The 24,157-nt window shown below is 43.8% G+C and carries 26 protein-coding genes; 9 read left to right on the top strand and 17 right to left on the bottom strand.

Going from position 1 to position 24,157, the window contains the following annotated elements:
* Window positions 1–50: 50 nt before the first annotated feature.
* Both epsC and cysM read left to right on the top strand, forming a co-directional pair.
* A complete protein-coding gene (gene epsC, locus K7G75_RS10225; RefSeq protein WP_222984153.1) occupies window positions 51–845 on the top strand; it encodes a serine O-acetyltransferase EpsC in 795 nt (264 codons plus the stop codon).
* Window positions 838–1,722 carry a cysteine synthase CysM gene (gene cysM, locus K7G75_RS10220; RefSeq protein WP_222984152.1) on the top strand — a complete coding sequence of 295 codons (885 nt, stop codon included), beginning with the start codon at window positions 838–840 and terminating at the stop codon, window positions 1,720–1,722. Before epsC ends, cysM begins: the two co-directional genes overlap by 8 nt.
* On the opposite strand, the gene K7G75_RS10215 is transcribed toward cysM, so the two are convergent.
* Together K7G75_RS10215 and K7G75_RS10210 are read right to left on the bottom strand one after the other, a co-directional pair.
* Entirely contained in the window at window positions 1,723–2,520 is a 798-nt protein-coding gene (locus K7G75_RS10215) for an alpha/beta hydrolase (protein ID WP_222984151.1), read from the bottom strand.
* On the bottom strand, window positions 2,507–3,382 hold the full coding sequence (locus tag K7G75_RS10210; protein WP_222984150.1) for an alpha/beta hydrolase: 876 nt from the start codon (window positions 3,380–3,382) through the stop codon (window positions 2,507–2,509). Before K7G75_RS10210 ends, K7G75_RS10215 begins: the two co-directional genes overlap by 14 nt.
* 141 nt (window positions 3,383–3,523) lie before the next feature.
* Here K7G75_RS10210 and K7G75_RS10205 point away from each other — a divergent pair, with 141 nt between their 5' ends.
* On the top strand, window positions 3,524–4,747 hold the full coding sequence (locus tag K7G75_RS10205) for a DUF418 domain-containing protein (protein ID WP_222984149.1): 1,224 nt from the start codon (window positions 3,524–3,526) through the stop codon (window positions 4,745–4,747).
* A gap of 129 nt (window positions 4,748–4,876) precedes the next feature.
* Window positions 4,877–5,359, top strand: coding sequence for a hypothetical protein (locus tag K7G75_RS10200; protein ID WP_222984148.1), 483 nt, complete (start codon window positions 4,877–4,879; stop codon window positions 5,357–5,359).
* 11 nt (window positions 5,360–5,370) lie between these two features.
* Here the strand turns inward: K7G75_RS10200 and K7G75_RS10195 are convergent, their stop codons facing one another.
* The 4 genes from K7G75_RS10195 to K7G75_RS10180 all read right to left on the bottom strand — a co-directional run bounded on the left by K7G75_RS10195 (window position 5,371) and on the right by K7G75_RS10180 (window position 11,429).
* Window positions 5,371–6,840, bottom strand: a complete 1,470-nt coding sequence (locus K7G75_RS10195) for a MoxR family ATPase (RefSeq protein ID WP_222984147.1) — start codon at window positions 6,838–6,840, stop codon at window positions 5,371–5,373.
* A 7-nt stretch (window positions 6,841–6,847) separates the two neighbouring features.
* Window positions 6,848–8,020 (bottom strand): vWA domain-containing protein, encoded by a 1,173-nt coding sequence (locus K7G75_RS10190; protein ID WP_222984146.1) that lies wholly within the window; start codon window positions 8,018–8,020, stop codon window positions 6,848–6,850.
* 153 nt (window positions 8,021–8,173) lie between these two features.
* A complete protein-coding gene (locus K7G75_RS10185; RefSeq protein WP_222984145.1) occupies window positions 8,174–9,019 on the bottom strand; it encodes a DUF4249 domain-containing protein in 846 nt (281 codons plus the stop codon).
* Window positions 9,020–9,023: 4 nt separating this feature from the next.
* Window positions 9,024–11,429, bottom strand: a complete 2,406-nt coding sequence (locus K7G75_RS10180; protein ID WP_222984144.1) for a TonB-dependent receptor — start codon at window positions 11,427–11,429, stop codon at window positions 9,024–9,026.
* Window positions 11,430–11,598: 169 nt separating this feature from the next.
* Between K7G75_RS10180 and K7G75_RS10175 the strand changes: the two genes are divergently transcribed.
* The 5 genes from K7G75_RS10175 (at window position 11,599) to K7G75_RS10155 (ending at window position 15,427) form a co-directional block, all read left to right on the top strand.
* Complete coding sequence (locus tag K7G75_RS10175) at window positions 11,599–12,138, top strand: RNA polymerase sigma factor (RefSeq protein ID WP_262420324.1); 540 nt, start codon at window positions 11,599–11,601, stop codon at window positions 12,136–12,138.
* Window positions 12,138–12,677: a hypothetical protein gene (locus K7G75_RS10170; RefSeq protein ID WP_222984142.1), complete on the top strand. Its 540-nt coding sequence runs from the start codon at window positions 12,138–12,140 to the stop codon at window positions 12,675–12,677. The genes K7G75_RS10175 and K7G75_RS10170 overlap by 1 nt, the downstream gene beginning before the upstream one ends.
* Complete coding sequence (locus tag K7G75_RS10165) at window positions 12,661–13,746, top strand: translocation/assembly module TamB domain-containing protein (protein ID WP_222984141.1); 1,086 nt, start codon at window positions 12,661–12,663, stop codon at window positions 13,744–13,746. Before K7G75_RS10170 ends, K7G75_RS10165 begins: the two co-directional genes overlap by 17 nt.
* A 71-nt stretch (window positions 13,747–13,817) precedes the next feature.
* A complete protein-coding gene (locus K7G75_RS10160) occupies window positions 13,818–14,477 on the top strand; it encodes a hypothetical protein (protein ID WP_222984140.1) in 660 nt (219 codons plus the stop codon).
* Window positions 14,478–14,704: 227 nt separating this feature from the next.
* Window positions 14,705–15,427 carry a head GIN domain-containing protein gene (locus tag K7G75_RS10155; RefSeq protein ID WP_222984139.1) on the top strand — a complete coding sequence of 241 codons (723 nt, stop codon included), beginning with the start codon at window positions 14,705–14,707 and terminating at the stop codon, window positions 15,425–15,427.
* A 59-nt stretch (window positions 15,428–15,486) separates the two neighbouring features.
* Here K7G75_RS10155 and hisIE read toward each other — a convergent pair whose 3' ends face one another.
* The 11 genes from hisIE to hisG form a co-directional block, all read right to left on the bottom strand.
* Entirely contained in the window at window positions 15,487–16,083 is a 597-nt protein-coding gene (hisIE, locus tag K7G75_RS10150; protein WP_222984138.1) for a bifunctional phosphoribosyl-AMP cyclohydrolase/phosphoribosyl-ATP diphosphatase HisIE, read from the bottom strand.
* 94 nt (window positions 16,084–16,177) lie between these two features.
* Window positions 16,178–16,933, bottom strand: a complete 756-nt coding sequence (gene hisF, locus K7G75_RS10145; protein WP_222984137.1) for an imidazole glycerol phosphate synthase subunit HisF — start codon at window positions 16,931–16,933, stop codon at window positions 16,178–16,180.
* Window positions 16,934–16,954: 21 nt separating this feature from the next.
* Window positions 16,955–17,470, bottom strand: coding sequence for a DinB family protein (locus K7G75_RS10140; RefSeq protein WP_222984136.1), 516 nt, complete (start codon window positions 17,468–17,470; stop codon window positions 16,955–16,957).
* A complete protein-coding gene (locus tag K7G75_RS10135) occupies window positions 17,463–18,242 on the bottom strand; it encodes a 1-(5-phosphoribosyl)-5-[(5-phosphoribosylamino)methylideneamino]imidazole-4-carboxamide isomerase (protein WP_222984135.1) in 780 nt (259 codons plus the stop codon). Before K7G75_RS10135 ends, K7G75_RS10140 begins: the two co-directional genes overlap by 8 nt.
* 3 nt (window positions 18,243–18,245) lie before the next feature.
* Complete coding sequence (locus K7G75_RS10130) at window positions 18,246–18,668, bottom strand: GNAT family N-acetyltransferase (RefSeq protein ID WP_222984134.1); 423 nt, start codon at window positions 18,666–18,668, stop codon at window positions 18,246–18,248.
* Window positions 18,665–19,249: an imidazole glycerol phosphate synthase subunit HisH gene (gene hisH / locus K7G75_RS10125; protein ID WP_222984133.1), complete on the bottom strand. Its 585-nt coding sequence runs from the start codon at window positions 19,247–19,249 to the stop codon at window positions 18,665–18,667. Before hisH ends, K7G75_RS10130 begins: the two co-directional genes overlap by 4 nt.
* A gap of 50 nt (window positions 19,250–19,299) precedes the next feature.
* Complete coding sequence (hisB, locus tag K7G75_RS10120) at window positions 19,300–20,436, bottom strand: bifunctional histidinol-phosphatase/imidazoleglycerol-phosphate dehydratase HisB (RefSeq protein WP_222984132.1); 1,137 nt, start codon at window positions 20,434–20,436, stop codon at window positions 19,300–19,302.
* Window positions 20,436–21,485, bottom strand: coding sequence for a histidinol-phosphate transaminase (gene hisC, locus K7G75_RS10115; RefSeq protein WP_222984131.1), 1,050 nt, complete (start codon window positions 21,483–21,485; stop codon window positions 20,436–20,438). Before hisC ends, hisB begins: the two co-directional genes overlap by 1 nt.
* Window positions 21,486–21,515: 30 nt before the next feature.
* Complete coding sequence (gene hisD / locus K7G75_RS10110; RefSeq protein ID WP_222984130.1) at window positions 21,516–22,805, bottom strand: histidinol dehydrogenase; 1,290 nt, start codon at window positions 22,803–22,805, stop codon at window positions 21,516–21,518.
* A 2-nt stretch (window positions 22,806–22,807) separates the two neighbouring features.
* The gene (locus K7G75_RS10105; protein WP_222984129.1) at window positions 22,808–23,239 is read right to left on the bottom strand and encodes a GNAT family N-acetyltransferase; all 432 of its coding nucleotides are present in this window, start codon (window positions 23,237–23,239) and stop codon (window positions 22,808–22,810) included.
* Window positions 23,240–23,250: 11 nt separating this feature from the next.
* Window positions 23,251–24,108, bottom strand: a complete 858-nt coding sequence (gene hisG, locus K7G75_RS10100) for an ATP phosphoribosyltransferase (RefSeq protein WP_222984128.1) — start codon at window positions 24,106–24,108, stop codon at window positions 23,251–23,253.
* Window positions 24,109–24,157: the final 49 nt, after the last annotated feature.

Genomic DNA, 24,157 nt, shown 5'->3' with positions numbered 1-24,157 from the left:
CTTGGGCGACCGGAAAGGTTTTGGGTAATTTTAAGATTCTAATTGAAGGTATGGACAAAGAAAAAATCATCGAAGAACTCAATAGGCATAAAAAACAACCCTATTTGGACTATAGGCTTAAGGAAGAAACCGAAGCCTTCACCAATTTGCTGTTCTACACGCTCTTTGACGTGAACACCCAGGTCGCTGAAAATTTGGACATCCTTGAGACCAAGTTTTCCCGTTTGACCGATCTGGCATGCTGGGAGCTTGAGAAACCTTGTGCCAAGGTCTGGGAGAATTATATTTCAGGTTTGCCCGGGATTTTGGAAAAACTCAATTTGGATGCCGAGGCCATTCTGGATTGCGACCCAGCATCCTTATCCATACAGGAAATCTATATGGCCTATCCAGGTTTTTATGCCATTGCCATCTATCGGTTGGCCCACGAGCTTTATGTGCATGGATTTCCATTGGTGCCGCGATTAATGACGGAATATGCGCATAGGCAAACAGGTGTGGACATAAACCCAGGAGCGACCATTGGAAAATCATTTTTCATTGACCATGCCACCGGAGTTGTAATTGGTGAAACGGCCATAATCCACGATCATGTGAAAATATATCAAGGAGTAACCTTGGGGGCCCTTTACGTGGCCAAGAACCTTCAAAAAACCAAAAGACACCCCACCATTATGTCCAATGTCACCATCTATGCCAACGCCACAATCCTTGGAGGTGATACCGTGATTGGGGAAAACTCCGTAATTGGTGGAAATGCCTGGATAACAGCTTCGGTTCCACCGAACTCCACGGTGTTCCATACGCCAGAAATCAAAATAAAAACAGCGCCAAGCAATGTCTAAAGCCATTCTTGATTTAATTGGAAACACCCCTCTTGTGGTTTCCAAGGTTTTGAACACCAACCCGAATGTGAAGCTTTTTTTTAAGTTGGAAGGTCAGAATCCGGGAGGCAGTGTAAAGGACCGGCCCGCTTATAATATGATAAAATGTGCATTGGATCGGGGTGAGATTGGACCATCGACCAAATTGATAGAAGCCACAAGTGGCAATACAGGCATTGCGCTGGCCATGATTGCCGGAATCTATGGTTTGGATATAGAATTGGTGATGCCCGAAAATTCTACCAAAGAGCGGGTGCAGACCATGCGCGCCTACGGCGCAAAGGTAACCCTGACCTCTTCGGATATTGGCATTGAGGGTGCTCGTGACTATGCCGAAGCCAAGGTAAAAAATGAGGGATATCGCATGATTGACCAGTTTGGCAATGATGATAATTGGAGGGCACACTACAAGACCACCGGACCTGAAATATGGAAGGATACCAATGGGGCCATCACCCATTTTGTTTCCAGTATGGGCACAACGGGCACTATTATGGGCACTTCAACCTATTTAAAGGAAAGGAACGGAAATATCCAGATTATTGGAGTACAGCCGACCGATGAATCCCGAATTCCTGGTATTAGAAAATGGCCAGAGGAATATCTCCCTAGAATTTTTGACCAGAACAAGGTGGACACTGTCATGGAAGTGAGCCAGGAAGAGGCCGAGGCCATGGCCCGTAGCTTGGCGAAGGAAGAAGGAATCTTTGCCGGAGTTAGCAGTGGCGGGGCTGCTGTGGTTGCGCTTAGACTTGCGGCCACACTGGATAGCGGAACCATCGTTTCCATTGTCTGCGACCGTGGGGACCGCTATTTGTCCTCGGATTTGTTCGATTGATTAATCCAGAATGCTTTCAATTCCTTTCCAATAGGCATCGAACTCGCCTAGGTCGTTGTGCGTACCATTCTCGATGCTGAACATCCTTTTTTTATCGTGGGGAATTGATTCAAACAATTTTTTGCCGGATGCATGGGAAACAACTTGGTCTATCGTGCCATGGAATATGTAGACCGGACATTTTACCCGTTGCATGAATTCGAAGGAATTCATCTTATAGTTAAGAATGGTTTTTAGGGGCAAAAATCCAAATCGGTCCTCCGCCACGTCCATCAAACTGTAAAAGGGTGTCTCCAAAATGAGTTTGCTTGGATTGTTGTTAGAGGTCAAATGCGTTGCTATGCTGGCCCCAAGCGAACGGCCATAAACCAAAATCTCATCTTCCTCAAAATGCTCCAATGCCCAATCGTAGAAAAGTTGCGCATCATTGTAAAGTGCTTTTTCACTGCGCTTACCAGTGCTCTTGCCATAACCCCTGTAATCCATGATCACCACATCATACCCAAAACTTGTAAATGGCGAAACAATTTCGCCCCATCTGGAAAGGTCTCCGGCATTCCCATGAAAATAAAGGATCAATCCCCTGGGTTCATCCGTATAAAAATGCAAGGCATTCAGTCTGGCCCCATCAGTGGCCTCCAAAAAGAATTCCGTAAAGGGCTGTTGGAACGAAAAAGTATGGTTCTCGGAGAGCTTGGTAGGAATGAAAATGAGCTTTTCTTGTAAAAAATATAGCATAACAGTAGTTAACAGCAATAGGGACAATGCCAGGAACAATACGCTTTTAAGCCTTCGCATTGGCCCTTTTTGATGAATGTTTCACATGGATGCTGGAACCTTCCAAATTCACTTTTTGTGGTTTGCTGGTCACAATCTTTTCAAGCATTTCATGGTACGATTCAAAATTGTTCAAATTCTTGTGCCCTCCTCCTATTACGGTATAAAGCTTTGTAAGTTCCGGTCTTATTTTGGATAGTTTGACACTCGTTTTATATGGAATCAATCGGTCATCCGTGCCATGTATGATGTGTATGGGGCAATTGACGTATTTCAGCCATTTGTAAGTGGGCATGGGGAATTTTATCAGTATGGAAAGGGGCATGAATGGGATAAACTTTTTGGCAACCTTGCTTAAACTATAGTAGGGAGCATCCAAAATGAGCATTCTTGGGTCGTTCATTGAGGCGAGCTTAGCGGCAAACCCCGAACCCATGGAGCGCCCATACAGTATGATGTATCTTTCGTCTACCTTTTCCTTTAACTTGTTGTAAATGAGCTGCATATCCCGTTTTACGGCCTTTTGCGTCCTTCTTCCCGTACTTTTACCAAAACCCCGGTAATCAACCATGATCACATCATATCCGTGCCGGGTAAAATCCACGGCAAATTTGCCCCAGCCTTTTATACTTTTAGAATTTCCCTTTAAATAGAAAACCACACCTTTAGGGTTTTTGGACCGGAATCTGAGCCCATTTATTACGGCACCATCCCGCGTTTCCACGTTATACTCCTCGGTCTCTTGGTTGTCATAGTAAAATTGAAAATCCTTGGGAAGTTTCTCGGGTTTGAACAAAAAGTAATCCTGAAGGAAATAGAGCAAAACACTGATCAAAATGTAGCCCCCGAGTACAATAATCAAAATATAGAGCCAATTTGGCATACAAAAGGTGTTTGATCCAAATTACGAAAAATACAGATATCATATATTGCGATCTGATGAATCCATTAAATGACCCAATACTGTAACAGTTTAACAACACTTTAGTCCTATAGAACATAATCATCAATCAAAAAAACAAAAATGACCGCCACTAACCCGCCTGCCGTCAAAGAGAGAATTGAAATCATAGATGCTCTGAGGGGTTTTTCCCTTGCAGGGATAGTACTCGTGCACCTAGTTGAGAATTACATCGGGGGTCCGCCTCCCACTGCTTTTACAGAAGCGGTGCATCAAGGAATTCCCGATACCATTGTGGATGTTTTTATCGGGTTCTTTTTCCGAGGGAAGTTTTTTGCACTCTTTTCCTTTCTTTTTGGCCTCAGTTTTTTTATACAAATGGATAATGCGGCCCAAAAAGGTGCCTATTTTGGAGGTCGGTTTCTCTGGAGATTAGTGCTGTTATTGCTTATCGGATATGCGCACAGTCTTTTTTACGCGGGTGACATTCTCACCATTTACGCCCTTCTAGGAATATTTTTGATTCCATTTTATAAAGTAAAAAATCCCTGGGTCCTATTGTTTTCAGCGTTATTGTTCCTAGGATTGGGACGTTATGTTGTGTTTGCCTTTACCCAAGGGGACAGCCTCTTTGGAAACTTGAGTATTTCGGGTGACGATCCTGCGGTGATGGCCTACTACGAAACAATAAAGAATGGAAGTTTAATTGATGTTTTTTCAGTAAACGCATGGATGAGCCATCTCAATAAGATGGACTTTCAGTTTGCCATTTTTGGCCGTGGCTATCTCACATTTGGATTTTTCCTGTTGGGCCTATATGTGGGTAGAATGGGATTTTTCAAAAACTACAAAGAACACAAAAAACTGATAAAGCAAACCTGGATATGGTCCTTGGTGCTATTCTTGCTCTCTGGAGTGGCAATGGCCGTCATCTTTGGCAGTATGGGACCCGATGTGAAGTTTGATAATTGGCTGGCCATGCTTGGACTTACGGCTTACGACTTGAACAATGTGGCCATGACTTTCCTATTCATCAGTGTTTTTGTGATTCTTTACAAGAAAACCAAGCCCCAAAAATGGCTGTCTCGCTTTGCGCCTTATGGTAAAATGGCATTGACGAACTACTTTTTTCAAAGTGTGGTAGGTACTTTTCTGCTTTTTGGATGGGGCTTGGGACTTATTGGGGAACTACGTAATATCTATACCTTTGGGTTGGCCATAATCCTTGTGGCCGTGCAAATGTTTCTGAGCAAATGGTGGTTGGAAAGATTCCGTTATGGGCCTATTGAGTGGCTATGGAGGAGTGCAACATTTTTAAAAGCTTTTCCCCTTAAAAAAGAAGGTTGATACATTTTCACAACACAAATTCCTGCTTATCCAACATTGTTGGGTTTTCATCGATTTATTGAAAATAAACTGTAAAAATATACCGTTATTTAAGTGTTTTTTAATCCCAAATAAGGAAAAATACTACAAATGAGCCTACTTAACGACATCCTGAACTGGAAGAGAAATGTTTTTTTAACGGCACTGATACTGGTCGCATTGATTGTTTTGGATTTCTATGGCATATACACCAACAGGTTCTATTTTCTTAAGTTGGATAACTACATTTTTCCCCTTCTTAGCTTGATCCATTTTTTATACCTCTACGTGGTTTGGTTCAAGATTACGGAGATTGAGCTTCCCGATCCCAAAATGCGGAATCTGGAGTATGTACTGTACGTTTTGATGATAATCTATCTCTTCAAGATATATGATAGTTTTCTGGTATTGGGTTCCTACCGTGATTTTTCCGAGCATGTGGTGCCGCCAACCTTCAAACCGGTGGCCACAATTACGTTGGTTCTCCACAGCCTGTTGCCCATGCTGACGATGTTTTCATTTTGGCAACGAAAAAAATATATAGGCACCTATAATTTTGAGAATTACAACGATAATCTCAATATCTGGCACTAAGCCTTCTTTCGCTATAGGCCTCGGATATAACTTCCGTAAAGATCCTTAAATTGAAACCCTTGCACAAAACGTTGTTTGCTCAACTTTTTATGGGCCACTAGCCCCCATAACAGCATCTCCTTTATAAAATAAGAGTCCTCTTTGGCCAGGGATGACATATACTTCCGCAACAACCGATCGAGCGGACCGATGGAATCCAACTTGGATCTGTAATCCGCATCAGGGTCGTCATCCAGCAATTCAAATCCCTCTCCCTCAAAAAACCAACTGGTTAGTTCATCGTATTCGGTTTCCTCATCCTTGCGCTGTAGTTTGTCTATCTTGGGAAAATATTTTGAGAACAATGATTTAACGGCCTCTTCAATCAAGGTTTCCGCCACAAAACCGGCGCCCTCCTGCTCACCTTCGTATACCAATTCAATCTTCCCGGTAATTGAGGGGATAACCCCCATAAAATCGCTTAGCCGGACAGTAGTCTTATTGTCCCGGGTAACTATCGCCCGTCGTTCGGCGGTGCTCAGCAGGTTTTCGAAAGCCGTGATGCTCATTCGGGCACTGACCCCACTTTTTGCATCCACATATTCACTCTTTCGGGCCTCAAAACTTATCTGCTCCAATAAATCCATGGTCATGTCAGGCACATAAATCTTATCGGATTGCCTCTGGTCCAGTCGGGCTTCCTGCTTGGTGATTTTTTTGGCTATTTCCACATTGTCTGGATAATGGGTCAATATTTGTGACCCAATCCTATCTTTCAATGGAGTTACGATGCTTCCCCGGTTGGTATAGTCCTCAGGGTTTGCAGTGAACACAAATTGAAGGTCCAAAGGCAATCGAACCTTAAATCCGCGTATTTGTATGTCCCCTTCCTGCAGTATGTTAAAAAGAGCCACTTGAATTCTTGCTTGAAGGTCTGGCAGCTCATTGATTACAAAGATGCAACGGTTGGCCCTTGGGATCATGCCAAAATGGATGACGCGATCATCGGCATAGGACAACTTTAGATTGGCGGCTTTTATGGGGTCCACATCGCCGATCAAGTCTGCCACAGTCACATCTGGGGTAGCCAGTTTTTCATAAAAACGTTCGTTCCGATGAATCCAGACAATGGGAGTGCCATCCCCTTGCTCCTTGATCAATTCCATGGCATACCGTGAAATGGGTTTCAATGGATCGTCATGCACTTCAGACCCGGCCACAATGGGCATCCATTCGTCCAATAATCCAACCATCAATCGCGCCAACCTGGTTTTGGCCTGTCCACGCAATCCCAATAGGTTGATGTTGTGCCTGGAAAGAATCGCCCTTTCCAATTCTGGCACAACGGAGTTTTCATAACCCCAAACACCCTGAAAGACCTCTTCCCCTTTTGAAATCTTCTCCAAAAGGTTTTCACGGAGCTCATCTTTGATGCTCCTGCTCTCATATCCAGCGGCCTTCAAATCGGCAATGGTCTTTATTTTGGTATGATTCAATTCCATATATATTTTATCCTTTTATCCTTCTGCTTCTGTTTTGTTCGTAATCCTCAAATAGCATCTCGCCCAAGCCATTAAGCCCGGTATAAATTGCCTTTCCGTTGTTCGCTTGTGTAAATTCCCGCACAAATTGTTTTAGATAGGGGTCCTGTGCTATCATGAACGTGGTGATGGGAATATGAAGTTTTCTGGCCTGTTGTGCCATGGTATAGCATTTTTCAACGATATAATCATCCAATCCCACGCTATTTTTGTAATAATCACCATTGGGAAGCCGAATGCATGAAGGTTTTCCATCAGTGATCATAAAGATTTGCTTGTTGGTGTTCCTTTTGCGCCGTAGCATGTCCATCGCCAATTGCAAGCCCGCTACCGTATTGGTATGATATGGTCCAACTTTAAGATACGGTAAATCCTTTATGGGAATCGGCCAAGCATCGTTTCCGAAAACCAAAATGTCCAAAGTATCTTTTGGATATCGCGTGGTAATGAGTTCTGCAAGCGCCATGGCCACCTTTTTTGCCGGTGTTATCCTATCTTCCCCATACAGAATCATGCTGTGGCTGATATCAATCATCAGTACGGTGCTCATCTGGGCTTTATGATCTGTATCCTCAACGACCAAATCGTTTTCATCCAAAGTAAATGCCCCTATTCCATGATTGATCTGGGCATTTTTTAGGCTTTCGGTCATCGAAATATGTTCCAAGGTATCCCCAAAACGATACTCCCTAAAATCCCCGGTATGTTCATCGCCCCTCCCGGACTTTCCGGTACGGTGACTTCCCGAGCCACTGCGCCTGAGTTTTCCAAAAATCTGGTCCAAGGCGCGTTGCCTAAGCACACGCTCCAACTTAGCGGTAATCGATATTTTTCCTCTACCCTGTCCTTCATCACCATCTTCCCCTGCTTCATCCTCGCCGATTTGCCCACCACCATCATCAAACTCCTCACGGATATATCCTTTGGCTTTCAGGTCCTCGATAAAATCATCAATGGTATAGTCCTCATCGGTGAGCTCATATTCCTTATCCAACTCCCGCAACCAATCGATGGCCTCATCAAAATCACCAGAGGTATGGGTGATGAGTTCCTGGAAAATATCAAATAGCTTTTCAAACGGGGTTTGGTCCGGGGCTTCGTAGGTGGTAAACCGAAATCCTTTTCTAGTGTTCATAGCCATTACATAAAATTAAGGTATTTCGCCGTAATGGCTGGGGCTTTACAAAAAACTTAACGCAGCCAAGGTTGAATATTTACTTCCTTTATTTGTTGCAAAAAAAAAGTGCCAGGCACTAGTAACCTGACACTTTCACACATCAAACCAACCTAAAGACTAGTCTTCCAAAAAGGTGTAACTGGTTTTGACCACCTCAGTCAACCGGAAATAGCCATAAGCATAATTATCAGGGTTTGTTTCATTTATGCAATTGCCCTTAACCGCTACGGGAGTGGCTTCAAATATGCCCACACCGCCCAATTGGTCTATCAAAATCTTGATATAGTCGTAATACGGTCTTGAAATACCGTACATTTCAATATTGACCACATCACCTGGCTCAAAAGGCTCCAAGTTTTCGTTATCATCATCTATCTCGTACCACCAATCTATTTCGTTGCCATTGATAAATTCGTCTTCGGCCACCTCCAAATCAGGGAGCAAATCCCCTTCACGTTGAAATCTGAACAGGTAGTTATCCCCTTCCTCGGGCGGATCGGTAAATACCACATGCACCTCCAAAGCTTCGTCATCAAACCCTTCGGCCCTATCTTGAAAAACATTGGTAATATCCGTTACCGGGGTCATGGTCTCCCGTGCCGTGTACACTTCTCCATCGTATTCAATACGAAGGGAATATGACTGACCCAAAACAGGCCGGAAATTTGTCGTTCGATAAATTCCATTGTTTTGGTCCATGAAAGCAAAGGTTTCACCACTGGTGTCATTGGTAACCACCACGGAAGCACCAGTCACATCTGCAGTAGTCTTAGTGTCAAAAAATGGAGTCGACTTTCGCAATCGAATGGTCTGAACATTGCCCGCTGTTCCTTTTTCCCAATCCAAGGAGGCTTCAACAACCAAACGTTCGGGTCCGTTTTGAACTTCTACATCCACCACATCGGTGCAGGAAGCAAGCGATACGGTGAGGATTGCAAATATTGTCTTTATTCTTGATTTCATTATTTTAAAATTTAAAGTTGTAGGTTAAAGAAGGTACAATGCCAAAAATGGCAGTCCGGGTTGCTTCGTTGGCACCGGTTTCCACATTCTGGCCAAAGGAAATTGCTGCTGCATTTTTTCTGTGGTATAGGTTATAAATACTCAACACCCATTCTCCCTTAAAGCGTTTATGCTGATATCTCCTAGGTTTAAACGTTGCTGAAACATCCACACGATGGTAGGCAGGCAAACGATCCGAATTTCTTTGAGCGTAGCTTGCGATGGATAGGTCTTCATATTCGTACTGACCATTGGGATAGGTCACCGGTCTTCCCGTTTGGAATATCATATTGGCGCCAAAACTCCATTGGTCGTTCCAACGATAGGAGCCAGAAACTGAAACATCATGGGTACGGTCGAAAAAGGTGTTGTACCAATCCCCGTTGTTGATACCTGGGCCACCAGCGATTCCTCCTGGAGTGCGCTGTTCTGATTTGGACAGGGTGTAAGCAATCCACCCTGTTAAATCGCCCTCGTTTTTACGAAGCAGGAGTTCCAAACCATAGGCACGCATTTCACCATTTAAAATTTCAGTCTCAATGGTGTTTTGGCCAATCAATTCTGACCCATCAATATAATCGATGCGATTGTCAACGGTTTTATAGTACCCTTCCACCTCAAGGGAATAGGCTTTGTTCAGAAAATTTCGGAAATACCCCAAGGCATACTGATTGGACAACTGCGGTTCAATAAAAGGCCCACTGGGCGTCCACACATCCAAGGGCGTTACCGAAGAGGTGTTGCTCAATAAATGAATGTACTGTGCGGCCCTAGAAAAGCCCGCTTTTATGGATGAATCCTCATTCAAGAGGTAGGCCAATGAAACTCGAGGCTCTAAATTGCCAAAGGTTTCGATGGCGTCTCCCCTTGCAAATTCCGTTTCTCCAATGGCCTCTCCCCTTTCATATATGCCCAAGGTGGAATTGTACACCACAGGTTGAGCATTCGCATATTCAGTGATGGGTTGTCCGCCCAAGCGCGAAAAGGCACTATAACGCAACCCGTATTGGGCCGTTAACCTATCCGTAAGTTTATGCTCTGCATTCATGTAGATGCCCGTCTCAAGTGCCCTTTTTTGGTCCAATTTCAAGGGATTGACCGGGGAGTCGGGCGAGGTAGGTTGTACTTGTCCAGGGTCAAAGTCATAGTAAATACCATTAGCTCCAAAATCCAGGGAAAACACATCACTCCAATAATACTTTAAATCGTACTTCAGGTTGTAATTGATGATAGAAGAAACCCATTCAAAGTCCTCTTGGTCAAAATTTAGATAATAATCATAGCGACTGACAATGGCGGAAAGATTGGAAAACAGACGGTCGTTAAAAATATGGTTCCAACGCAAGTTCCCTGAGGCATTGCCATAACTGTTTTCAAAAATTCCGTCAAAATCAAACGCATCCCGTCCAAAATAACCGGACAAAAACAGTTTGTTGTTACGGTCAATACTGTAGTTGGTTTTCAGGTTCAGGTCATAAAAAGCAACACTGTTGTCCTCCCCTGCTGCTTTTAAGATCAAATCGACATACGAACGACGGCCTGCAATCAGAAAGGAACCCTTATCCCCAAAAACAGGGCCCTCGGCTGTCAATCGGCTTGAAATGACCCCAATGCCACCGGTCAGGCCAAAATCCTTACTGTTACCATCTTTCTGACGGATATCCAAAACTGAGGATACCCTGCCCCCAAAACGTGCCGGGATGCCTCCTTTGTAAAGTTTTACGTCCTTGATTGCATCGGCATTGAAGACCGAAAAGAAACCAAACATATGAGAGGTGTTATAGATGATGGCCTCATCGAGCAGTACCAGGTTTTGGTCCTGTGCACCTCCCCTAACGTGAAAACCGCCGGTACCCTCGCCATTGTTGGTAACACCCGGCAATAGCTGAAGTGCTTTTAAAACATCCACTTCACCCAAAACCACGGGGGTTTGTTTAATGGTTCCCACGTTCATTTTAACCACGCTCATCTCAGGTTTTTGCAAAATGGCCCGCTCTGGTTCTTCCGCAGTGACCACAACTTCGTCAAGTTCGGTGGAAAATTCGGCAATCTCCACATCGCTTTTGATGTCCTGATTCAGGTTGATATTGATCGTGACATCATTGTAGCCCATGTACGATATGGTGAAAACGTACTCCCCTTCGGGAGCGGTGATGGAATAAAAGCCGTATTCGTTGGTCACTCCCCCTATGGTAGTGCCTACAAGGAACACGGACGCGCCGAACAGGGTCTCCCCATTGCTTTTATCGGTTACGGTTCCGCTAATGGTGTGGCTGGTTTGGCCCATGGCCAACATGCTTCCAAGAAAAAAGGCCCTTAGCAACCAAACGATGGTCTTGGTTGCCGGGTTTAGATGTGATTTACTGTTCATTTTTTGATGGTTTATGATTGTATAAAAATTTCACCACCAATAGACAGGTCAAAAAATGAGAGGTTGCATTTGATGATAAAGTTTTATGATTTCAAAATATTTTTCATTGGGGGTGCAACCCTTTACTTTTGCAATTGTCTTTAACCACAAAAGGCATCAACCTAAACCTTTGAAAACCGACATCCGCTTTACACATCAAATCTTGGTTGAGCAATGCAAGACCGGTAATTCCAGTTCGCAATACGAGCTGTATAGCCTGTATGTAGATGCGATGTATAACGTAGGGCTTCGGTTTTTAGGGAATAAGGAAGACGCCGAGGATATTGTACAGGACAGTTTTGTGGATGCCTTTAAAAACCTTGATCATTTTAAGTATGAAAGTAGTTTTGGAGCATGGCTGAAGCGAATTGTCATCAACAAGAGCATCAATCACCTTAAGGTGAAACGCATTCCAGTGGCGCCCATGGAAACCCATGAGTTTCATTTGGCAGATGAAGAACCCGAGGAAGCCGATGCGATGGACCTAAAAAAAGTACAATTGGGCATTTCAAAATTGCCCGATGGGTACCGACAGATCATCAGTCTGTATTTGATAGAGGGATACGACCACATTGAAATTGGTGAGATATTGGGGATTTCGAGCAGCACTTCCAAATCACAATACCATAGGGCAAAGAAGAAATTATTGGAAATCATAAGCGAATTGTAATGGACAATTTTGAAAAACACATTCGAGAGCATGCCACTCTGTTCGATGAGCACAAAGCGGACCGCGCCAAACTTTGGGCAAATATCTCGGCTGAGCTCCAAAAAGAGGAACCAAAGGTAATCCCGCTCTGGAAACGGCCAATGTTTCGTATTGCCGCCAGTGTGGTTCTTTTGTTGGGGATTGCAAGCTTTATTGGACTGACCGTCTTTGGTGAAAGCACTACCCAGACACAGTATGTGTCCAAAGAACTGCTGGAAATTGATATGCACTACAAGACTCTGGTCTCGTATCAGGTAAAGCTGGTGGAGAAGAATCCCAACTTAACAGAAGAGGACAAGACCGAGTTTTTGTCCTTCATGGATGAACTCGATTCTGAATACGATGTCCTTAAAATGGAAATGCAAAAGAACCTTGACAATGAGCAAATATTGGAAGCTATTGTAGCCAATTACAAAAAACGCATCGAACTCATTGAAAACTTATTGCAGCAGATAAACGAATCTAAAAAATCCGATAATGATTATGGATACACGTTATAAACTAGCCCTTTGGATGGCAATGTTGTTGCTTTCGGCGCATATCGGTATGGCGCAGGAGAGGGTGTCCAAGACTGTGGAAAGAAGCTTTCCCCTCACCAATGCGGGAGAACTACGTTTGGAAAACAAGTATGGCAATGTCACCCTAACGGGATGGGAACAGGACAAGGTCTCGGTTAAAATCGAAATTAGGGTAAACCATCGCAAACGGGACAATGCCAAAGATTTGTTGGGACGGATAAATCCTGAATTCAAGTCGGGAAGCGGAATGGTTTCCATCACTTCTGAAATCTCAAACAAGAACACCGGGTGGTTTGCCGATTTTTTCAATCGGACCAATCCCATAGACCTTGACCGAAGCCATGTTCAGATAGATTATGAAGTGTTTTTGCCCAAAAAGGTGAAGCTCAAGGTGACCAATCGCTTTGGTGACGTATTTATTGAAGATTGGAACGGGCCTTTGAATGTTTTAATTGAACATGGGGACCTATGGATAAATGAAGATTTGGGTAAGGCCGACATTATATTAAAATTCGGAAAAGTCAAGGCCCGGAACTTGAATTATGCCAGTTTAGACTTAAAAAATGGGGTACTGGACATGGAAGATTCCAAAAGCCTACAATTGAACAGTAGTGGAACGGAAATAAAAATCAACACGGTCAATTCTTTTGAAGTGCATTCAAACAAGGATAACATTACGGTGGATGAAGCAGGTACCGTATATGGAAGCCTTAAATTTTCCACGTTTAATTTGGAACGTCTGACCCAGGATGTGGATTTGAACATGAAAATTGCGGACTTTCGGATAAATCAAATCCTGACCGCGGAATCCGAAATAACCATTGAGCAGGAATCATCGGACATTGATTTGAAGGTGACCGATTTTCCGCACCGGTTTGAGGCCACCTTGGAGCAGGGTGTGGTACGTTTGCCCAAATCCTTTGAAAATGTGAACTCAACCATGCTGGACAAAGGCCGTAAGCTTCGTGAAATTGAGGCAACCTACGGCAAGGAAGTTCGTGGTCTTATTTCCATTCAGGGGATAAAAGGGATTGTGACCTTACGGGAATAATTTTTGCATAAAGTGCAACCCTTTAAACTTTTAATTGTCTTTAACAGAAATCAATCAAAAAACCTAACATAATGAACAATCAAAAAACACTTGCAGCCTTATTTTTTTTACTCCTCACCACGATGTCACGAGGCCAAAACGATAATGAAGAATACATCACTTTTAATGATCGGAGCAATGTGGTTCATGGCGTCTATCTTGGCATATCCACGGCATACGGGGAAATTGAGGGAGAGGATACCTACATTGGCGGCATAAAAATCGCCTATGTGGCCAATCGACAGTTTGAAATCGGGTTTTCAGGTAATTTTTTGTATTCGGATCAGAATCTTTTCACTCCTCGAACCCGAAATGAAGACTTGTTCGCCGCCTACGGTGGACTTCATCTTGAGCCTATTCTTTTCGGAAGGTCTGTCGTAAGTCTGTCCTTTCCACTGCTCATTGGTGCAGGTGCCGTCGGTTACATTGATGGCGACGCAGTGCGACGAAACGAAGATATTGATATCCATAATGATGATGTGGATGCCGTGTTTATTCTAGAGCCAGGCGTTAGTGCCCTATTTAATATTTCAAGGTACTTACAACTGGAGGCAGGCATAAAATATCGTTTCTCAAGTAGAATTGAATTGGTAGACAGCCCAGTGGATAGGATCAATGGCTTTTCAGGGGGAATAGGTGTAAAGCTGGGTATTTTCAATATGGGAAGAAATCGATACAAAAAACAACTATAACAATGAATGCATCAATCAAAAAACAACAATCAATAATAGCACTACGAGTATTCACGGAAGATAATAGGTTATACATCAAAAAAGGAAGGGCAAATCGCTATCATTTTCCATTGCGATGGATTCCCGTTACGATGTCAAATAGATCCTTGGAATCTGACAGCCCTAATTGAACCATCCTGAGAGGATTTCGGGACTGTGAACACGAAAATTTTAAAAGATCAATCAAAATGAAATCACGATTATTTTTTGGCCTTGTCATGGCCACCGCACTACTAATGTCCTCTTGCGACACCGAATCCATAAGGGCTTCGGACGAAATCTCAACCGTTGAGTATTCATTTTCAGGGTACAATGGCTTGCAGGTCTCCGGTGATTTTGAAGCCTTTGTTACGTTTTCCAACGGTGAAGAACGCATTGAAATACAGGCCAATGAAAACCTACAGGACAAAATTATTGTCACCAAAGATGGAAGCACGCTAAAAATACGGATGGAAAACAATATCAACGTTCGCGGCAATGCAACACTGAAAGCTTACATCACTACATCAGAAATTTCTAATTTTATCACTTTTGGAAACTCCTTGATTGAGCTTGAAAACTTATTGGTAACGGATAATCTATTTATTGAAGCATCCGGAAATAGCTGGTTTTCAGGCAATGTGGATGCTGAAAGGTTGACTGTGACAGCAACTGGAAATTCTGTTTTGGACATCTACGGGTTGGCCAAAAGCATCAATGCCAAATTGGCGGGAAATAGCCTAATGCGAGACTACGATCTGTTCACGGATGACCTGATCTTGACAATGTCTGGCGATAGCGACACTTTCCTTTCGGTTTCCAAAACAATTGATGTAGATGCATCTGGGAATAGCGAACTAAACTATAAGGGCGATGCGGAAGTAATTCGGGAACGCCTAAGCGGAAATTCCAAGGTCAGAAAAAGGGATTAGAAAAAAGAAAAAAGGCTCCGAAATTGGAGCCTTTTTCGTTGACGCATGGGCCACACACCTTAATGTCTGGATTCCAGAACCTTTACAACATCGGCTAGTTGATATCCCTTGGCTTGAAGCAGTATGAGATAGTGGAACAAAAGGTCCGCACTTTCGTCCAAAAAAAGCTCATCGTTATTGTCTTTGGATTCAATTACGGTTTCCACCGCTTCTTCGCCCACTTTTTGGGCAATTTTGTTGATGCCTTCACGAAATAAGGAAGCCACATAGCTCTTCTCATTATCCTGGTTTTCCTTCCTCGATTGAATGACTTCCTCTAACTGCGTCAAAAAGCCGTAGGATTGCTTATTGGATTCTCCCCAACAGGTATCGGTGCCCTTATGGCAGGTAGGACCGGTTGGATTGGCCATCACCAGAAGTGTGTCATTATCACAATCTACTTTGATGTCGACCAATTCAAGGAAATTGCCGCTCTCCTCCCCTTTTGTCCACAGGCGCTGCTTGGAACGACTAAAAAAGGTGACTTTCCCAGTGTCCTGGGTTTTTTGGAGGGCTTCATCGTTCATGAACCCCAACATCAATACATTTTTGGTCTTGGCATCCTGAATAATGGCCGGTACCAAATCATTACCGTCTTTTTGAAAATCTATTTTCATATCTACAGTCTTAAGTCACTTTGAATCCGTCTTTGTCAGCAAACGAGTGCGACGTAAAGGCAAAAAAGTCTCGCCCACACACAAAATGACAGTTTTATATCCTTACTGGAATCCCTTCCTTTTTTAGCTCTTGCTTTAAGTGTGCTATTGCTATCTCACTAAAGTGAAACACACTGGCGGCCAATGCTGCATCGGCCTTTCCTTCCTTAAATGTATCCGCAAAATGCATAACCTCCCCGGCCCCGCCCGAGGCAATTATGGGTATGTTTACCAAATTGGACAGCTTGGCCAAGGCAGCGTTGGCAAAACCGTTTTTGGTGCCATCATGGTCCATGGATGTGAACAGGATTTCCCCAGCGCCTCTGGCTTCCACTTCTTTGGCCCATTCGAACAAATCAATGTCCGTAGGCACCTTGCCGCCCACCAGATGTACCTTCCATGTTCCATCGATTTGTTTCGCATCAATCGCAACCACAATACATTGGGAACCAAACTTGGCCATCAATTCATTAATGAGTTCCGGTCTTTTCACCGCTGAAGAGTTGATAGATACCTTATCCGCACCATTTTTCAACAGTATGTCCACATCTTCTACAGATGAAATTCCCCCGCCCACAGTAAAGGGGATGTTGATGGCTTCTGCCACATGATAGACCAGTTCTGCCAAGGTTTTTCTTTTTTGTTCCGTTGCGGAAATATCCAAAAAGACCAATTCGTCCGCACCTTCATCGGCATATCGCTGGGCCAGCTCCACAGGATCACCGGCATCTCGCAAATCAACAAAGTTGACCCCTTTTACGGTTCTTCCGTCTTTGATATCCAAACAGGGTATAATTCGTTTTGTAAGCATATTCCGTTATCAGGGATGGCTTTATCGGTTCTTGGCGTTCAGGTCCACACCATCATAAAAACCTAGGCATTTATTGTTCAATATTTTGGTCCAAAGAGCAATCTGCCCCGTGTGATACGATAAATGCTCGGCTACATGGATGATATTGCCAACCCCCGAAAAATTAAATCCTTGGACCTCCCTTTTCCGCAATAACTCCTCCAAAGGGGTGTCGAAGAAGGTCCTTTTTGCCTCCGCAATGGTGTCGCTCAGTTTCTGTACCAACTCTTCCTTGGTATACCCTGATGAAACGGAAAACTCCTCGTCCCGTTTTCTGTCATCCTGTTCATTCCGAAGGGAGGCTATACCATATTGGGTAATGTTCCCGCAAAGATGGATGATCAGATTTCCAATGCTATTGCTGGATTCATTCGGTTTTTCCCAGATATCCTTTTCAGAAAGTCCGGACATGCAGATTCTGATCATACGAAGACTTTCATCCATACGATAGCCGGCATTCCATATGAGTTCCTCCTGTATTTGTCTTGCTTTATCCATTTTCAAGAATGTAACTTTCAAGTTGTTTTAAACTAATGCGATTTTCATAGATTGCCTTACCAATTATAGCACCTTCACAGCCAATTTTTTCGAGCTTCGGCAATTCTTCAAAGGTTGAAATCCCTCCGCTGGCAATCAAATTGATTCCAATGATCTCTTTATCCTCCACGCCACTTCCGGTTATCAGGGTTTCCCATTTTTTGGTCTTGGCAATTATTTTTTGGTACAGCTCAAACGATGGGCCTTCCAACATGCCATCTTTACCAATATCCGTACAGATGACATATTTTATGCCTTTTTTTTGGTAGGCTTGTATAAAGGGAACCAGCTCTTGGTCCGATTCTTCCTGCCAGCCCGAAACAGCCACTTTCTCGTCAGTGGCATCGGCGCCAAGAATGATTTTTTCAGGACCGTAGGTCTGCAGCCACCCCAAAAAGGTCTCCGGATCCTTTACGGCAATGCTTCCACCGGTAATTTGACTGGCCCCGCTTTCAAAAGCAATGTGCAAGTCTTCATCCGTCTTCAGGCCACCACCAAAATCAATTTGAAGTGTGGTTTTGGATGCTATGCTTTCCAACACTTTGTGATTGACAATATGTTTTGACTTTGCTCCGTCCAAATCCACCAAATGAAGGTATTCAATGCCATAGCTTTGGAACTCCAAGGCCACCTCCAAAGGGTTTTCGTTGTAGATTTTTTTGGTGCCATAATCTCCTTTAGACAATCGCACGCATTTACCGTCAATGATGTCTATTGCGGGTATCAGTCTCATGCTTCAATCATATTTTGCTCTGTCCAGGGCCATCCACAGTTCCGACCCCGCCACCTTGATAAAACCATAAGGTTCGTATAAACTGTGGGCGTCCTTCGTCTTCAACGCTATGGTATGTACGTTTTTGATATCGGGGCATTTCATGATATGCTGTACCAACATTTTGCCCAATCCTTTTCCTTTATGGGGCGGGAAAATGAGCACATCCATCAAATAGGCAAAGACCACCTTGTCAGTAAGCACGCGGGCAAAACCAACTTGCCCATCCGTTTTGGAATAAACCCCAAAGCACATGCAGGCCTCTATGGTCTGTTTTGTCATCTCCAAGGTGCGATATCCGCCCCAATAGGAGCTTTTTACCGCTTGATGGATTCTTGGAATGTCCAATTGATTCTTATCCGATGATATGTAAAATTCACTTTTCATGACAGGTTCAAAAAATTCCTTACGATTTGTTCTCCAATACTACTACTTTTCTCAGGGTGAAACTGGACTCCATAAAAATTATTTTTCTGCAACGCCGCACTGTACGGAAATGCGTAGTCCGACATGGCTATGGTCTCCTTTCCCAATGGGGCATAAAAACTGTGCACAAGATAGATATAGGACGACTCAGGGATACCTTTGAATAAGTCTGATTTGAGGCCCATGATCTGGTTCCACCCAATTTGTGGCACTTTCACGGAATTTGGAAATTTATGCACCTCCAAATCAAAAATCCCAAGGCCTTGGGTATTCCCTTCTTCCGAATGACGGCACATGAGCTGCATCCCCAGACAAATGCCCAAAACGGGCTGTTTCAATTTGGGAATAAACCCATCGAGGCCGGAGGCCCTTAATTTTTTCATGGCGGAACTTGCTTCGCCCACACCAGGAAAGATGACTTTATCCGCTTGTAGTATTTCTTCCGTATCGTGGCTCAAAACTGCATTATAGCCCAAGCGTTTTATCGCAAATTTGATGCTTTGGATATTACCTGCGCCGTAATCGATTATAATTATCTTCATTCAATATTTTTCTAATGTCATTTCGACCATCGGGAGAAATCTAGATTTCACTACAACGTTCCTTTTGTTGATGGGAGAACCATTTTTTCAGCATCTCGCTTCACCGCCATTTTTATGGACTTTGCAAAAGCCTTGAATATCGCCTCAATCTTATGATGCTCGTTGGTGCCCTCGGCCTTGATGTTTATATTGGCCTTGGCCCCATCAGAGAATGATTTGAAAAAGTGCATGAACATTTCAGTGGGCATATCCCCCACTTTTTCCCTTTTGAACTCGGCTTCCCAGACCAACCAACTACGGCCCCCAAAATCCAAGGCCACCTGGGCCAGGCAATCATCCATGGGAAGGCAGAAACCATATCTTTCAATACCCAATTTGTTTCCCAATGCTTTTGAAAAAACCTCGCCCAACGCAATGGCCGTGTCCTCAATGGTGTGGTGTTCGTCCACTTCCAAGTCTCCATCCACCCTTATTTCCAGGTCCATTTGACCATGACGGGCCAGTTGGTCCAGCATATGGTCAAAAAAGGCCAGTCCTGTTTTGATATTGCTTCTACCTGTGCCGTCCAAGTTGAGCTTAATTTGGATATCGGTTTCGTTGGTCTTTCTGGCGATTTCAGCAATGCGACTTTCCAATTTTAAAAACTCATAAATTTTTTCCCAATCATTGCTTTCCATAGCAATAAAAGGGTTCAGCTCTTCCCGTTTGATGGTTATCTCGCCAGTTCCCAGATGGGTTTCATCATTTATGAAGATGCCATTTGCGCCCAAATTCTTCGCCAGTTCCATATCGGTGAGCCTGTCTCCGATGACAAAGGAATTATTGAGATCGTATCCATCCGAAAAATATTTGGTCAACATTCCCGTGCCTGGCTTTCTGGTATTGGCATTATCCTTTGGAAAGGTTCGGTCAATAAGCACTTCATCAAAGATGACCCCTTCATTTTCAAAACATTTCAATATGAAATTGTGTACGGGCCAAAACGTTTCTTCGGGAAAAATATCGCTACCCAACCCGTCCTGATTGGTCACCATGACCAGCTCATAATCAAGTTCTTTGGCAATTTTTCCCAAAAAAGTAAAGGCTTTGGGATAGAATGCGATTTTGTCAAACGCATCAATCTGTTCGTCCGCCGTCTCCTTTATTATGGTGCCATCCCTATCTATAAAAAGTACCTTCTTGCCCATTATTTCATTTGTTTTAAAATGGCTATCAATTTTTTGTTTTCTTTGGGGGTTCCCACGGTGAATCTCAGCGTATTTCCACACAAAGGTTGGTTGCTACGGTTGCGAACCACAACACCCTTGTTAATTAACTCCTGATATCGCTTATCGGCATGGTCCACTTTCACCAAAACAAAATTGGAGTCGGAGGGATAAACTTCCTTTACAAACTCCAAGTCTCCCAACTCCTGTTGTAAAGCGCCGCGCTCTTTCAATATTTGAGATACCTCTTGCTGAATGGCTTTTTGGTCGAGAATCCGTCCCATAGCCTGTTGCTGTGTCAGTTGATTTACATTGTATGGAGGTTTTATCTTGTTCAGCACAGTGATGATCTCCTCGGATGCATAACAAATTCCCAAGCGGATCCCCGCCATGCCATAAGCTTTGGAAAGGGTTTGGGTCACAACCAGGTTGGGACAATCCTTTAAATTGTTAAGCCAGCTTTTCTTTTGGCTGAAATCAATATAAGCCTCGTCGATGACCACCAGTCCCCTGAAGGATTCCAGCAATTGCTTGATGTGTTCATCGGAAAACGCATTGCCTGTAGGATTGTTTGGGGAACAGATGAACAGCAGTTTGGTATTTTCATCGGCTACGGCCAAAATTTCAGGGACGTCGGGCTCAAAATCCGCAGTTAACAAAACTTCCCTATTTTCAACGGCATTAATACCCGCCAAAACCTTATACATGCCATACGTGGGGGGCAAGGTGATGACATTGTCCTGGTTTGGTTCGCAGAATGCCCTAAAGATGAGGTCCAATACTTCATCACTGCCGTTTCCCAGCAAAATAGATTGTTCAGAAACTCCCTTTTGTTCAGATAAAATGGCCTTTAAGTTCCTTTGATAAGGATCTGGGTATCTATTCACCCCATTTTCGAACGGATTTTCGTTGGCATCCAAGAATACCATTTTGGAACCATCAGAGATATATTCATCCCGGGCGGAGGAATAGGGTTTCAAGTTTTTTACACTTTCCCTTACCAAAGTTGCTATGTTGAAATTACTTTTCATAAAAGGATATCGACTGGGCTTGACTCGATATTAATTGTTTTTCAATTCCTTTAATCTAAGCGATACGGCATTTTTATGTGCCTGCAGTCCTTCTGCTTCCGCCATCAATTCTATGGCATTTCCAATGTGGCCAATGCCCTCTTTTGTGATTTTCTGAAAGGTCATGCTTTTCATAAAACTATCAAGGTTCACGCCGCTGTACTGTTTGGCAAAACCATTTGTGGGCAGGGTGTGATTGGTGCCGGAAGCATAATCCCCAGCACTTTCTGGGGTGTAGTTCCCAACAAACACTGAACCTGCATTCTGAACGTTACGGAGATAAAAATCTTCATTTTCCATGCATATGATAAGGTGCTCAGGGCCATACGCATTGATCAATTGAAGCGCCGCTTCATCATTATCCATTAAAATGGATTTACTGTTGGCCAATGATTTTTTTGCAATCGCTGAGCGGGGCAAATCCTTAATCTGGTCCTCGATTTCTTTTTGCACCAAGTCGATAAACTTTTCTGAGGTGGATACCAGAATCACCTGACTGTCCACGCCATGTTCCGCTTGGCTGAGTAGATCTGAGGCCACAAAAGCGGCATTGGCGGAATCGTCAGCCATCACCAACAGTTCACTCGGGCCTGCAGGCATGTCAATGCCAGTGCCAAATTGGGTCGCCAGTTGTTTGGCCACGGTCACATATTGATTTCCTGGACCAAAAATTTTATAAACCCGTGGCACCGATTCTGTGCCAAAGGCCATGGCAGCGATGGCTTGAATGCCTCCAACCTTATAGATTTGATGCACACCGCAAAGCTTCGCTGCATATAGAATCGCCTCATTGATTTCCCCAGTCTTATTCGGTGGGGTGCAAAGCACTACCTCATCACATCCGGCTATTTTGGCCGGAATGGCCAACATCAATAGCGTTGAGAAAAGCGGTGCGGTCCCTCCTGGGATATAAAGCCCTACCTTTTGTATGGGTCGCTTTTCTTGCCAGCAAAGGACTCCGGGCATGGTCTCCACTTCAATTCTTTTCGATTTTTGGGCCTTATGGAATTTCTCAATGTTGGACTTCGCCAGATTAATGGCGTTTTTCAAGTCGGTATCCAACCGATGCACGGCCGAACTGATTTCCAAATCAGTCACCGACAGGGATTCCAGGGAAACCCCATCAAATTTTTGGGTATACTTTTTTAGGGATTCATCACCAAAGTCCCGAACATCTTGAAAGATTTCCTTGGCAACAACCTCAATATCCCCAAAGGTTTGGGTCGGTCGCTCCAATAATCTCTTCCAACTTTCTTCAGCGGGATTATATATTTTTTTCATTATCAAAATCTTTTGACCAAGTGAAAGCCAAGGGGTTCATAGCCGTGACTTTCCCAGAATTTTTTCCCACGCTTGTTTTTTGCGTAGCAATTGACCTCGGTTCCCTCACAACCTATCGCTTTGGCATGGTCGAACAAAAACTTCATCATGAGATTACCAATGCCCTTGCCCTGATATGCCGTGTCGATGATCACATTATCTGGTTCAAGATGTTTCCCAGCATATAATTTGTTCAATAGCCATACACCGCAGATTCCAATCAAACGTTCCCCATCATACACTCCGAAGCATTGGTAGCCCATGGGAATCATTGCATCCAATCGGCTTTCCAACACCTCCATCGGGATTTTTCCATTGTTCAGAATGTATGCCAGCGGCAAAATACTTTTCAGTTCCTCTTTGGGAATCCACTTTATGGTGAAAGATGTCTCCATAAAACAATCATTTAAACTACCATTTTTTCAATTGGGCAGACCAATATCCCCTCTGCTCCGGCTTGTTTCAATTCGTCGATAACCTCCCAAAAGGTATCACTTTGGATTACGGAGTGTACCGAACTCCAACCCTTTTCGGCCAAAGGAAGCACCGTGGGGCTGCGCATCCCAGGCAATATTGAGATGATATCCTCCAGTTTGTCGTTAGGGGCATTCAGGAGCACATATTTGTTCCTTCGTCCCTGCAAAACGGACTGTATCCTGAATTGGATTTTCTTAAGGATTTCCTTACAGTCGTTTGATATTTTCGGGGACACTGCCAGCACAGCCTCGCTTTTCAGCATGACCTCGACTTCCTTTAGGTTATTTTTGAACAGGGTACTGCCGCTAGAAACGATATCGCAGATGGCATCGGCCAATCCAATGTTCGGCGCTATTTCCACGGAACCACTGATTATGTGCAATTCGGCTTCCACTCCCTGCTTTGCCAGATATTCTTTTACTGTATTGGGATAGGATGTTGCTATGCGCTTGCCCTTTAGATCTTGTATGCTGTCATATTTTGCCGATTTGGGAACGGCAAGTGATACCCTGCACCTGGAAAAATTGAGCTTTTCGGCAATGATGATGTCCTTTCCTTTTTCCACTAATACGTTTTCACCAATAATGGCAATATCCACCACCCCATCCCTGAGGTACTGTGGAATATCACCGTTCCTTAAATAGAATACTTCCAAAGGAAAATTTCTTGCCGTGGCTTTCAGCTGGTCCTTGCCATTGTCGATGGAAATGCCACAATCCTTGAGTATTTTAAGGGAGTCTTCGTTCAAACGTCCACTTTTCTGTACTGCAATACGAATTTTTGTCATACGGTTTTCATTAGGTTCGGAAACCAAACGGGGCCAAAAACAAAACCCG

The sequence above is a fragment of the Flagellimonas meishanensis genome (assembly GCF_019880545.1).
GTDB classification, from domain to species: Bacteria; Bacteroidota; Bacteroidia; order Flavobacteriales; family Flavobacteriaceae; genus Flagellimonas; species Flagellimonas meishanensis.
This window is presented reverse-complemented; position numbering and strand designations above follow the sequence as displayed.